At 45.7% G+C, this 13,688-nt stretch carries 7 protein-coding genes; all 7 read right to left on the bottom strand.

The window, feature by feature from the left end; genetic code table 11:
* Positions 1–152 precede the first annotated feature (152 nt).
* Positions 153–3,215, bottom strand: coding sequence for an S-layer homology domain-containing protein (locus KQJ23_RS03720; RefSeq protein ID WP_216477318.1), 3,063 nt, complete (start codon positions 3,213–3,215; stop codon positions 153–155).
* A 523-nt stretch (positions 3,216–3,738) separates the two neighbouring features.
* Entirely contained in the window at positions 3,739–4,080 is a 342-nt protein-coding gene (locus tag KQJ23_RS03715; RefSeq protein WP_216477317.1) for a hypothetical protein, read from the bottom strand.
* A 150-nt stretch (positions 4,081–4,230) separates the two neighbouring features.
* The gene (locus KQJ23_RS03710) at positions 4,231–8,256 is read right to left on the bottom strand and encodes an S-layer homology domain-containing protein (protein WP_216477316.1); all 4,026 of its coding nucleotides are present in this window, start codon (positions 8,254–8,256) and stop codon (positions 4,231–4,233) included.
* Between the two features lie 242 nt (positions 8,257–8,498).
* The gene (locus KQJ23_RS03705) at positions 8,499–9,620 is read right to left on the bottom strand and encodes a glycosyltransferase family 4 protein (protein WP_216477374.1); all 1,122 of its coding nucleotides are present in this window, start codon (positions 9,618–9,620) and stop codon (positions 8,499–8,501) included.
* A 113-nt stretch (positions 9,621–9,733) separates the two neighbouring features.
* Positions 9,734–10,498: a WecB/TagA/CpsF family glycosyltransferase gene (locus KQJ23_RS03700; protein ID WP_216477373.1), complete on the bottom strand. Its 765-nt coding sequence runs from the start codon at positions 10,496–10,498 to the stop codon at positions 9,734–9,736.
* Between the two features lie 17 nt (positions 10,499–10,515).
* The gene (gene csaB / locus KQJ23_RS03695) at positions 10,516–11,646 is read right to left on the bottom strand and encodes a polysaccharide pyruvyl transferase CsaB (protein ID WP_216477315.1); all 1,131 of its coding nucleotides are present in this window, start codon (positions 11,644–11,646) and stop codon (positions 10,516–10,518) included.
* On the bottom strand, positions 11,619–13,637 hold the full coding sequence (locus KQJ23_RS03690; protein ID WP_216477314.1) for a DUF5693 family protein: 2,019 nt from the start codon (positions 13,635–13,637) through the stop codon (positions 11,619–11,621). The genes csaB and KQJ23_RS03690 overlap by 28 nt, the downstream gene beginning before the upstream one ends.
* Positions 13,638–13,688 lie beyond the last annotated feature (51 nt).

Below are 13,688 nucleotides of genomic sequence, written 5' to 3'. Positions count from 1 at the left end.
TCCCATGCAGAGTTTCTTATATGTTTAAACGTACCAAGTGAACAAAAGGTTTCGTTGAATCTATAAATTATAAACTATATATGTAAGTTTAAATTGACCCTTAAAAACAAAGAGACCTTCGGAATGAAGGTCTCTTTGAAAACCGAGGGTTATTAAGGAGTTACGATAACTTCACCAAGCTTTGCAGCTTCATTGAAGTTTTCGAGTACATTAGCACCGCTAGTACTTACAACTGCTTTAATACCTTCGTTGCCCGAGAAATCAACAGATACAATGCTGTTGGCATCAACAGTTACAGTAGCATCAGCAACAACACGTAGAACAATGGTATTACTACCATTAGTCAGCGTTGCACCACTTACTGTAGCATCTTTACCGCCAATTTTAACCTTGAACAAGCTAGTCAAGGTTGTTACTGTTCCAGCATCATTCAGGTTCTTGTTGAAGAGAAGCGTAATATCATAAGTGTCAGCAGTTACAGTACTAGCTGTGAAGATACGATTAGCGCTGTCTTTTACAAGTACAGGCTTGATCTTATCTTGGACACCTTTTAACGAAGCTGCAGTGATTTCTGCAATCTTCGAACCAAAGTTGTCCTGTGTTACAATATTAGCCTGAGAAACAGTGTAGATAATAGCGCCAGTGAGATCAGCTGGAAGCTTGTTAGTATCGCCAGTAAATTTCAATGTTACTGTCGTTCTGTCAGCACTTAAAGTAGCAGTGCTTGGTGCATAATCAACTGCGCCAACCTTCACGCGGAAGTCTCCAGCAGATACTGTGGAAAGTTTACCGGCAAATACAACCTTCACTTCTTCACGGCTGGTAGCTTGAACATTGTCAGCTCCAGATTTAACTTGGATAAGGGAACTTCCGAAGTCTGCAGCTGCAATATTCAGAATGTAACCAGTTCCAGGTTGAACAAGGTAATTACCATCAGCATCTTGAATCAATACGACTTGAACAGCACCTTTTGCAAGGCCAGCTACATCAACGAATTCACCCTTAGGAGCAACAAGGCGAACAGTATCAGCAGTAACCAATTGTACGTCTTGGTCGTCAGTCAATGCATTACCAGCAAAAGTATATTTCGCCTTAATCAATGCACTACCTTCACCATCAGTCTTAATGGCTTTGCTAAACTGAATGTACAAGAAGTCTTCAGTTGCAGATTGTTGAGTCCAAGCACGAGTGATTTCTCCATTAATTGCACTGGATGCGGAGATTTTTGTTGTAAATGGAAGAATTGTATTAGGAACATACGCTCCATCCTTAACTCCACTTACATCCAGTGTATAAACACCATCATCCAATTTACTAGCAAGATCGATAGTTACAGTATTCTTAGCTGAATCATAGACTGGCGCCAAGACTGGGTGACCATCTTTGTTCAAGCCAGTCAAGCTGAATACTTTACCGTCTTTATCAGTAATTTTGTAATTATCCTTGTTTTGAGCAGATGCAACGTCAAGTTTTTTGTTAAACTCGATTACCACCTTATGGTTCTTAGTAGTATCATCTTGTTTAATTTCAGTCTTAACTACTTCTGGACGCTCAGTATCCAAAGATGGAGTTACTTTGATCTCACGATTAGCTTTATTATTACTGTAGTCAGTAACGCCTTCCAGATAAATCGTGTTTTCAGTCAAGTTCAATGGATTAGCAAAATGAAGAGTCACTTTATTGTCATTGATGTCCGCCTTAGTGAAAGTAGCGCCGTTTACAGTAGAGTTGAAGTAAGCTTTATCCAAAGATTTGATTGGCTCATCAAACTCAATAGTCGCTTCTCTCAGGTCATTTGTAGTAACTGCAACTGGTTGCGGAGCTTCTGTATCTTCAACAACAGTAAACTCGATTTCTACAGGAGCAATTTTCAAACCAGAGAAATCTTCAACATTGCTGACTACCAGCTTATGAGTCCCTACGGACAACTCAGTCGAAAGGATAGCTACATTTGGATAGCTATAATCGATTGTCGCGCCGATTGTTTTTCCATCAACTTTATAGTTGTTAGAAGTCACAACAGTTCCCATTTTTACTGGCTCACTGAATTCAACTTTAAATGCTTTTGTTCCCAAACCAGTTACTTTTGAAGCTTCTGGGATTTTCACGTCCACAGGAGTGAATTTCACAGTTGCTTCAAGCAACTTGGCAGTTGTAGCTGTTTTAACGTTCTTAACTTTTACTTCTGTTTCTTTTTGATTTTCAAGAGTCGAAGCTTCTGTCAGAAGCAATTTAACAGACTGCCCATCTTCAAGAAGAGTAGCACTGGAAACTGTTTTGCCCTTTACAGTGTAGTTATCTTTGTTTTCAGCAGACTTTTTGTCTACTTTCCCATCAAAGTTAACAATGACTTCTTTAAGGTTGTCAGCAGTTGCACTGTCCACTTTAGTAGCTTCAGTTACTACCCAAGTAATTTTAGCAGTGATTTCTTCACCAGCTGCTGTTTTGAAAGTAACTTCAGTTTCAGTGTTAGGAACAAGTGCCTTTTCAAGTTCTACCTTCACTACTTCGCCATTGGAAAGCGTAAATTCAACATTTTTGCTGTCCTTAACTTCGTAGGATTTTACTGTAGGAACTTGAGCTGCTTCATAGATTGCATAAGCTGCAACAATTGCTTGGGAGCGAGTAGCATTAGCCGTGAAGACAGCACTGCTATCGATGAAACCAGCCTTAACAGCTGCTTCAACGTAGCCCTTAGCCCATTCGCTTGCATTGTTGTTAGTTTCAGTTGGAACTTCAAGTTTCAAAGCTCTAACCAGAACAGCAGCCAACTCTTGAACTGTTACATTACCACTTGGGTTGAACAGTTTCTTAGCAGCGTCAGTTCCTTCGAGGATGCCAGCTTGTGTAGCAGCTTCGATGAACGTACGCGCCCAGTGAATGGAGTAGTTCTTGTCGTTGTAAGAAGTAGCGTTAACTTCTTCCAGACCGATCGATTTAACGATAATCTTAGCCAGTTCAGCACGAGTCAAAGTCTTGTCAAGCGCTGCAGAACCGTCTGGCATACCATCCATGATGCTCGCTTGTTTCAGAACATCAAATTTTTGTTGTGGATTCAAATTAGCATCTGCACCGAATGCTACGGAAGCAAACATGGAGAATGCCATTGCTGTAGACAAAGCTACGGATAAAATTTTCTTCATAACCTTTTTTTCTCCTCCTTGATTAACTATCACATGAGAATTTTCTTTAAATGAATAGCTCGTGTTACTCATTAGCCATTGCACCCCCTTTCCAGAGCCTGAGCAGGTTTCCTATAAATTAGGTCTGCGGGCAAGCCGCAGAAACTTGTAAACATTTCCACACCACATAGAACGTAGAAATAGACTAGTTTCCTAATCCTACCTAAACATTATACAATGAGTCGATAGTGCCGTAAAGCTAATTTTTCTAATAGATAGACAAGATTCCCTACGAGGAACATACTGGAATGTCTAATCACGGCATTATTATCATTGTTCTTGTTTACGTTCTATATCTTAAACGCAGGTAGTTCCAAAAAGTTGCGGCCGTTTTAAAAAAAATTGCAAGATTGTTACCTTTGGCAAGGTTAGCCGCTTTTTCATCTTTTTGCATCTTATACCGCCTGACGGAAATTAGTATAACATCCCTGAAAATTACAGTCACTAAGTAACATTTTCCATAACCAATACCCATAATTTATGATTCTCAAACGTAAATAAGACGTCCAAAATTGGACGTCTTATTTAAAATTATATGGAGCGGATATTCTCCGTTCTATCTCACTCTCATCGCAAGCTGGATAATCCGTGCCCGCATCTGCGGATCGCTCTCCAGCTTAACGTACATGTCGTCAATTGCTTGTTTGTTGTCCTTATAAGTCTTCTCATGCTTCATCGTGTTGTGGGACCATTCAATTAACTCATCTTCCGCTGTACGCAAATCGTTAAATGCATCATGGAAACCTGTCTCAATGACTAACCCTTCCATTACTTCCTGAGTGACTTCCTGAAGCTTGGCGGTTTCTTCGATCCGCTTCTCCAGCACCTTGGATTTATCCTCAAACTTTTTCTTGGCTTTCGAGTATCCCAGCTGCGGTTTAGATAAAATCGGTTTCATCTGTATCATTTCACCCTTTGCGAAAATGTCTATCACTTTGCTATTGTATCCTAAAGTGAGGAAAAATACAAAAAGATGTAATTGGAAAAGAAAGCTCCCCTTGCCTAATGATACATGGACAAGGGGAGCTTCATCTTAATCCCTTCTAAATTAACTGAAGTTTTTAGGGAATATGCTTGTCGTCTTCTTTAAAAGTTCTATTGTAATTTTTGCTGCTTCTGCTCTAGTCATATTACTATCCGGATTGAAATTATAGGAAGCTTTCTTGGCCCCTGGAAGAGTTACCGCACTGCCAGACATAATTTTCGCTTTTGTCACAGCGGAAATTGCCGGAAGCGCATAGTAATCCATCTTTCCAGAATCCAAGAATGACTTCGCCAGGCTATCCTTCAGCTTCTGATCATTTACCGGAAGCTTCAACGACGATTTCATCGCCCGAGCAATCATCACCGCTGCTTCTTCTCTAGTAATCGGCATATTCGGATAGAAGAAGCCTTCAGAGCGGCCTGTAATAATTCCTGCTCTGGCAGCAGTCTCAAGGTGTTCAAAATCCCATGTAGCAGTCTTCGTTTCAAACTGAACATCAAAGAAGGTCTGCTGACTCTCATCTGCGTTAATCGGAATGCTCAGGCCCTTGACGAGTAAAGTGGCAAATTCACCGCGAGTCGTCTGATCATCAGCACCAAATGCATCTGCACGTAGCGGCTGCATGATTCCCTTGGAATAGAGTCCATTGAGAAGATTTCGAGCCCAAGGATGATTCGTAATATCTGTATAACTTCTGCTTAGCTTCATTACCGTATAATACCCAAACTTATCAAATGGAACAGTAATCGTATGGGATTTCGTATCTATTTCACCAGCGACAGGTTCCCATCTTCCATATCCACCTTCATCAACAAATCGGAATACAGTGACAAGCGAACCCGCCTCATCAACTACATTTGAGTCATAGGATAATTTCAAGCTACCGCGTTGCGAAGGAACAACTTCACGTTCTTTTTCAAAAGCAGTGAAGATCCCTTCTGTTGAATAAGGCGCGATGCCGTTCGTAGCAGGCTTGTACCCTGCTATATCTCCTTTATTCCCCAATTCCCCTAGGCCGCCACTGATCCAGTAAATATCAGACACACGGATGAAATTATACGTATCATCTTTAGAGGCGAACCGGCTCGGATAAATCGCAGGAATGTGATACCCATTGTTGATATCGGAGTTATTGCCAATCAGCACACCATAATCGTTACGACGTTCCACAACGCCATCCTTCGGATCTGCAATACCAAACAACAGCTTGGTGTCAGGATAAAACTTCGTGATCCGGTCATTATTCATAGCAGCCGATTGCATTACAGTACCTTTAGGGAACGAAAGTTCAACTTTCTTGTTGAACACGCTGTATTTCGTTGCAGGCTTTTCAGCCATAAATTGAGAGTCTATGGTGACAGTGCCTGTATAATATACATTTATCTCATCAGACAACGTTGTATCTCCACGAACAATCTGAATTTTGATTTTATTACTCTTATCCGGTTTAAGGCCCACATAATCCAGTGTAAAGCGGTTGCTCTTATCCGGCTCGGTACGGCGGATTGCTTCCTCTTTGCCGATGATAACCTTTGTAGCACCTTCCGCTTCAATATCAAAACGAATGAAGTTTTTATTGACGATGTAATCCCCGCCAACCGTTGGCTGTGGTGCGAGAAGGCGATACGGTGCAACCTCTCTTGTGATTTCAAGGCGTTGATTTGTGCGAGCGCCAGTATTATTGATCATTTCCAGGTTATAAACATGGGTTCCCGGAGCATCGAATTTGAAAGCTCGCACCCGAATGATAAAGTCATTTTCATTCCCGATTACATCATAATAAATCGGTTCTGACGCAGAACCGGATTGCTTAAGCCCCTCTAGCGGAGCATCACCAACCCTAGGAATATTTACTGTGAGTAAATTAGTAGAACCTTGATACAGATTGACAATCTTTGCGCCGCTACCTCTAATTGTCAAGTCATAATCTTGTTCACTTGTCGTATATTTCTCATCACTATAAGTAAATTCTGTCGGCAACTCAAGAATCTTTCGAATAGTCTCTTCAGTTACTGTTGATCTTGGATTCGTATTAAAATCCGTCCAAGTGGGAAATACCACCCGGGATTGCCCTGTGGCAGGAACCTTTGCAGGCTTGAACTCGGTAATCGTAGCTACATTCTCGTCAATAATGTAGAACCGGATAACCTTGCTCACGACTTGGCGGTTACCGGCAGCATCAAGAGAGACTCCTCTAAACTCGATTCTGTTCTCCCCTGTAACTAACGGACCGTTAGTAGAGATATTCAGGCTCAATTTAAAATCTGTATCTGTAGCAGTAACTCCTAGATCAGTCGATGCCCCCTGGGTAGAATCAAGAGTAGAACCATCTATCCCGTTCACAAAGTACTGGGCATTTTCGATATTCGGAAATCCGATATATTGGCCCGTAATCGGAAACGCCTGTACCGTTTGATTTGCTGAATTATAAGGATAGGTTTGTCCATCAACTAAATTATCTACATTAATATAGCTCTTCGATGCATATGAAATTTGCGCAGTATACGCTCCAGAATTATCAAACTTGAATTGAACACTTTGTTGACCATTTGCGAAATTGCTGATCTTGTAAATATACGTGTTGGAAACAGGCACACTATTACCAGCACTATTTTTCTTCGTTGCCTGGACTGCTGGTGTAGATATGACCACATTAGCACTGGCCAGCGGCATATACGTCCCCTTCAGACTATCCCATGACGCTGGGGCGCTGTTAGTCTCTACCAGGATATAAAACTCATTACTGCTGACCTGAGAACCACTTAGATTAACCTGACTTACGTTAGTTATATCCCCATTATTTGTACTTACATAGTCAGGCAAAAGCTTCATGGCTGTGATTGTTACATTATTACTCAGCAAGAATTTCTTTTGTAAACTAGCCTCGTAAGGAGCTGTAGCTGCATTAGGATAAGTGTAGGTCACTTTGATCGTCGGCATCTGCTCTTTAGCTGTAACAGCAGTAGCGGGGTCTATCGACAGCGTGTAGGGACTTAGTCTCGCTGTAATCAATCGGTATGCCGGACCGGTTCCATCCTCAATTACAACCTCCTCCGTAGAGTTCGTCATCGTAAAGGCACCGGATGTATTATATAAGTTCGGTGCTAGCGATGTGAAAGTTACGGGTGTACCATCAACAGAAATCTCTAAGTTACTTAATGAAAATGGATCCGAAGTATACGGAACCAAAAACTGGCCAACCATCCCAGCTGTTGTCTGTCCATTATCCTTCACCGAAGGGACATTATTCAAAATATCATATTCCTTTACAGTATCATCAAGGACATACAATCCAATAAACGGATTTTGATCTGTAAAATAGTAAATGTCGCGCAGGACTTCAACAGAGTCTGTTGAATTTGAGAATGTAATTTTCACCTTGTTAAGTCCGGGAGTCAGCGTTAATGGCGGTGTGGCCAGCTGATTGTTGTACACATTTGTGTTAAGCTCAGTTCCGCCGTTAACCGAAACAGTCGCCTTCGTCGTATTATAGACTTCCCCCATCAAGGAGACACGGGAGTTCTTAACGACAACCCTCGAACCTTCATTTAAATTGATATCCGTGAGCAGGCCTGTCCCGGAAACAACCAGCTTGGTCACATATGGAACTTTATCATAGAGGACATAAAAGGATTCGGAGCCTTCTGCATTGCCAAACTTCCCTGAAAAGGTGATTCGATTCAATCCCGGAAAAAGCGTCAAATTATTGGCAAGAAAGCGATTCGGATCTGATGGGTCCTTTTGTACTGTACCAGGAGCGGAATGAAGTTTATCTTCGGTCCATTTACTCCCATCATATATAAGCAAATCAACCTGCGCCTTCAAGGAATCTCCTGACACCTTGGAGTAGCTTCCGCTAATGCTGAGATTAGCACTATTAGTTAAGTAAACTACTTTGCGCAAAGCGTCACCAGGTTTAGCTAGAGTCGAGACATCCAGGTTAGCAGTGTCACGTATCCCCATAATATCCGGGCTAAAATAAGTTGTTCCGTTTGCTGCACTTGCCTTTGGAGAAAGGCCGGGAGGAACAAGTGTCAGAACCAGTGAAATAAGTGCAAGCCATATGAACGGCTTCTTGAAACGTTGCATGAATGATTCTCTCCTTTGTATTGGATTGTTTAGTGTAGTTCCCTAGTACAGGAAACCGTCCAAAAAGTCGTATAGTGTTGTTATCGGAAAAGGGTAGTCCGAAATTTAGAAAACCGACAAAATTCAATTGAAAAATATTATATCTTTTTTACATAAAAACCCTAATAAGGTGGTTTAATCACAAAAAAGTCCCCAGCACGCAATGTGCTCGGGACTTCTATAAAATGAACTTATAATTCCATTTACTTCGAGCCGCGCTCCGCGCCGGCCTTCATGCGCAGGCGTGCGAAGAAATCGAGCAGCGGCCGCTTGGTCTTGCCGATCAGGCCGATGACCTCGGCGCCGATCTGCAGGAAGAAGACCATGACGCAGATGACGACGAAGGTAACCCAGTTGGCGTTATACATGGCTGCCGATGATTGAATGACGGCCAGAATGCCAAAGAATGCAGCAATAGCATAAATGATCAGTACAGTCTGCCGATGGCTGAAGCCCAGCTCGCGCAGGCAGTGATGCAGATGGCCCTTATCCGGCGAAAAGATCGGCTTCTTCTGCATCCAGCGGCGCACGATTGCGAACATCGTGTCCGAGAGCGGTACTCCGATCAGAATGAGCGGTGTCAGGAAGGATACGATTGCAACCTGCTTGAACCCGAGCAATGACAGCAGTGCCAGGCTGAATCCAAGGAACAGGGCACCGGAATCGCCCATAAAAATTTTAGCCGGATGAAAATTAAAGTACAGAAAGCCAATAATACTGCCCAGCAACAGCAAGCTGATCAGTACAACAATTACATTGCCCATCAAAAACGCCATAACGGCAATGGTGCCGATGGCAATTGCGGATACCCCCGCAGCCAAGCCATCCAATCCGTCAATCAGGTTAATGGCATTTGTAACCCCGACGATCCAGAGAATCGTGAACGGGATTGCAACCCAGCTCTCGACCGAAGCATAGGTGTGGAACGGAATATTGGCGAATTCCAGCTTAATATCGAAGCCGAAGACAACCACACAAGCCGTGGCAATCTGAACTACAAACTTCAGCTTGGCCGGAAGATCGAAGCGATCATCGAGAGCACCAAGAAGAATCGTAATGGTTCCTCCCACAAGAAACGCCTTGATGAAGTTCAATTCTCTGGCAGTAAGATCGATAGGTAAGAATGGAATCACCAGAAAGAAAGTAACCATAAAAGCCATAAATATCGCTAATCCGCCGAGTCTCGGCATGATTGTTGTATGCACTTTACGGGCGTTCGGCACATCGACCGCGCCAACCTTATGAGCAAATCGCTTGACCAACGGTGTCAGTCCCAAAGCAAGTCCCAGTGAGACTACAAATCCGATGGTATAAATCATCCACATGCGTAGTTCAACCCCCATTTATTCTGCCGGAATGAATTATACTCCGTTTCAGGAGAAAGACCAACCTTCGTATTTGAGCAATATTAGGCCATTTTGCAGCAAAATCCATTGAATTAGCTACTTTTCTTCAGGTTTTCTCCCTCACGCAGTACCCGCACGAAGAATTTCGGCAGCGCAGCCATTCTCGGCAGTCGTGATGGTTCGGAAAGCAGACGGTAAAGCCATTCAAGCCGAAGCTTTTGGAAGGCCTTCGGTGCCCGCTTGGTCTTGCCTGAGATCACATCGAAGCTTCCTCCAACTCCCATCATCAACGGCACACCTAGAGAGTGTTTGTATTTGTGAATCCACGGTTCCTGCGTATCAGCCCCGCGGGCCACGAATAGAAGCTGCGGCGAGACGGCTCTGATGCCATCGATGACTTCCTGATCCTGATCCGGCCCGAAGTATCCGTCACGAGCTCCCACAATTGCAACGCCCGGATATTGCTCCGTTAACCGCAGAGCAGTCTCCTGAATCACTTCCTTCGTGGAACCCAGCAAGTAGACCTTCCAGCCTCGTTGCTGCCCCTGCTTCATTAACTCATGAAGAAGCTCAATCCCAGGAACCCGTTCTTCAATCGGTTCACCAGCCTTTTGTGCCGCCCAGACCACACCGGTGCCATCCGGAACGATCAACTCAGCTTCCCGCATAATGGCGTTATAAGCCGGATCCTCCAGTGCAGCCATAACCATAATCGGGTTAGCCGTGATGATTTGGTGCGGCTTGCCGCTCTCCACCGCTTCACATAAATGGTTGACTGTATCGCGCATCCCCCACTTGCTGACGGGTATTCCGAAAATAGATACCGTGGGAACTCCGCTTCCGTGTGTATTCTCCATCATCTTCATCCTGCCTCCTACTCTCTGCTCCGCACAAACACGACGATCCGCTTAGCCGGCTCGCGTGCTTCCCGCTTCAGCTCATCAATACGGGAGGCCTGGTTCTTGCGCCAGGCATCACCTTCGCTGAGCAGACGCTCTGCCTGCGAGGCGACAATCCGCGGGTCGAGCTCTGCGGAGCTGCCAACCGGTACGCTGGCGAGGCGGCTCAGAAAATGATCGATCTTCGGATCATACGAGATGCCGAGCAGCGGCACTTCCTGGGATGCCGCGTAAATGAGGCTGTGCAGCCTCATGCCGATCAGCAGGCGGCATCGGCTCACTTCCCGGAGCATCTCGTACGGATGCTCCGTCTCCGCCGCCGTACTCACGGTGCATCCGAATTCTGCCACATTCCCCATCCGTTCGATAACGAAGCGCGACGCTTCGTCATCGCCCGGAACGTGGAATGGCAGAAAACGGATGTGCACCGCACAGCGGCGGCACAGCGAAGCGAGGCCTTCGGCCAGCTTCGCCAGCTCCTCTCGGTCCGCATTCCAGAAGCGGACCGAGACGCCCACCACCGGCAGCTCCTCACTGCTGCTGCCGGTGCCGGCAGCCTCGCCCTCCGGAAGGGCGAGGCCCATGACCGGATCCGGGACAACTTGAATTCCGTCCCGGGGAAGCCCCATGCTGTGAAGCAAAGCAGCCGACTCCGAGTCGCGCACCGAAATATACTCACAGCGGCGGAACACTGAGGCAATGAACGGGCGGAACAGCTTGCGGTTTACCGGCCCGATGCCTTGAGCATAAATGAACGTCGGCTTGCCCATCCATTGAGCCAGCTTGAGGATTCCGAGATAGTACGGAATCGATCCGAGCCCGGTTGCGTCCTGCAGCAGACTTCCCCCTCCGCTGATCAAACCGTCGCTGTTCTTGATAGCGTTCCTTACCTCGGCCAGTTTCATCCGATGAACTGCCTTGACGCCGTACGTACGGCTCGTCCATTCCGGGTTGATAGACAAAACTACCGGCTTGATCAGAATGCCGGCTGCTCGCCCTTCCTCTTCCAAGGCGGACAGAATGGACTGCAGCACAGCTTCATCCCCGCTGTTGCGGAAGCCGTAGTATCCCGACACAACTATTGTCTTAACAGTTTCGGAGACCATCGATCCCAGCACCTTTCGATAATATGCCATACTACAATCGCGATCAGCCCGACAATAAGGCCAAGACCTAGACCGAGCACGCCGCGGATCAGCGAGAGTACGGCAGGAGTATGAATGTGTGCGAACGTATCAACCATGGACAGCTGTCCCATAACCGCAATAACCATGGCATACATTGCCCAGCGGTAACGGAAAGCTGCAAAAATGCCAACCAGGAACAACGGATGCGCCAGCAAAAATTCTTTATTCCGCGGACGGACGCCGAATGTATTTTCCAGGAACGAACGGAATGCCGCTTCTCCTGGCAGCAAGGTTCCGGCATTGCCGGTTCTTGACAAGTAGTACAGAGCCACAACACCGAGCACTGCCGCTACAACAACCCATAAGAGCGTGATCGGCATTTTCAACCAATTGCGGAGCTCCTGCCAGATGGAAGTCCCTTGATAAAGGAACACATAAATGGCTATCAGCAGGATCGGCCCCAGGTGCAGCAGGCTTACGCCGCGGAACTGATTGAGCACCAGACTATACGTGATATTGTTAAGCAAAGCGATTACAAAAGGCACAGCTGCGAGCGAAATCACCGAGGTCTTGATATACAGCACCAAGGTATGCGTCAATCTGCGCCCAGCCGAAATCTCAGGAAGCGAATGGCGAATGTCCTTCACCTTGCGAATTGCCAGTAATGTCGCCACAGTCGGTGCGCTAATCGCCACGCCCAATGCAAGCGCCTGCTCCATCAGGGTGGAGTTCAGCACATAAAGTCCTGCGGAGCCGACCAATCCCAACACGAATGCAATCAGGGTAAGCGGCAGAATAAAGTAAGATACCAGCAGTGCGCACATAGCCACGCCGCCAAGCACGACTATAGCCTTCAATGCTTTTTGCCAAGAAGCATCATGAATTACAAATGCCTTGGCTTGTCCGAATTCAAAACCATTGTCCTGAATCCGTTGAACAGCTCCTTCCGGGCCTGTCAGCGAATCAATCAGATTATTGATTGGACTTGTAATGGAGGCTTTAGCGGCATCCTTATTTGGTGAAGCATTCAGATAGATCATCCGGATATTCCGGTCCTTCGTTGCCAATACGAAACGGTCCGCAAGCACCTTAGGTTCTTGCGATGCCTCCGTATCCTGTAGCGAATGCAGTCTCACGACATTATAATCCAATAGATAGGCAAGCTGATTCAAGCCTTTCTGCGGGGACTTCAAGTTTTCGATCGCCGCAATTCCAATCCCGTGCTTATTTAACAGATCGGCAAAGCCTTGCAGACTGTTCATGGAGCCGTTGCTCTTATAGCCCTTGACGGCCTCTCCATCAAAAAGAATCCGTTTCACGCCATTCTCGGCATAAAAGGCCAGCACCTCATCCATTTCTTCCTGATTATACGGAATATTATCCGAGAGACGCGGGAGAATATTGAAGCCTTTTTCTCTCAGCATAGCAAAGGCGAATGGATCAAGCGCCATTGGCTTCATTACAGATTCATCCATACTCATCCCAAGCATTAAGCCCGAATATTCGCCATAATTCCACGGCACGACCGATACATCCAGATTGCGGAAGCTCTCTTCAATCATCGGACGCAACTGCTGGGCGTTCTCTTCGTTCGTGAATGCGACGTAAGTGTAATTTTTATCCGGTGCAACTACAGTCTGAGACAATTTAGCAGCATCGGCAGCATTAAATACCATAATCCGACGCGCCTTGGAAAGCTCATCAAGCGTACTCTCGAACATTGCCATCGTGTTAACGCCGGCTTCCTTCAGCCGGTCCAGCTGTTCATCGAGATAGGCCTGCGGATTTTCTTGATAAGCAGACACGTCCAGCAGCCCGCGATAATTAAATACAACCTCCACCTGATTAGCGGAAGACTCCGTCTGTACACGCTGTACGATCACCGGTACAGAAGCTACTATTGCAATGATAACCAGTACCCACAACCACTTGCGGGAAGCTTCATTCCATCGCTGCAAACTTCGAATCACTAAGGTACCTCCTCATAAGTAGAAAAAATTGCAGTCACACATTGTCTTGCT

Source organism: Paenibacillus brevis, assembly GCF_018919145.1.
GTDB lineage: Bacteria > Bacillota > Bacilli > Paenibacillales > Paenibacillaceae > Fontibacillus > Fontibacillus brevis.
This window is presented reverse-complemented; position numbering and strand designations above follow the sequence as displayed.